This is a genomic window from Microvirga pakistanensis, from assembly GCF_004458765.1.
Classification (GTDB): domain Bacteria; phylum Pseudomonadota; class Alphaproteobacteria; order Rhizobiales; family Beijerinckiaceae; genus Microvirga; species Microvirga pakistanensis.
Genome location: NZ_SPJX01000713.1, coordinates 1 through 223, shown reverse-complemented (window position 1 = coordinate 223; position 223 = coordinate 1). Strand labels below are relative to the sequence as shown.

1 protein-coding gene is annotated in these 223 nt (G+C 71.3%); it reads right to left on the bottom strand.

Translation table 11 applies throughout. The annotated features are described in order from the left end of the window. On the bottom strand, positions 1-223 hold a 223-nt coding region (locus E4K09_RS28450; protein WP_166802543.1), incomplete at both ends, for an ABC transporter substrate-binding protein.

The following is a 223-nucleotide window of genomic DNA, read 5'->3' as shown; positions in this document are numbered from 1 at the left end:
TCAGGGCCGTGCTCCATCATCACGATGGCGTCGGGAGCGGCCGCGATCAGGCCTTCGTCCGACAGGGGCTTCCAGCCGCTCAGCGACGCCGCCGCGTTGCTGGCGCCTGCCAGCGCCAGCATGGCGTCCGCCGTCGTGCCCTGTCCTCCCACGAGGGGGCGACCGTTCTGAAGCGAGAGCACGAAGAGCGCGCGGCTGGGGCGCGTGATACGCGCTTTCGCCT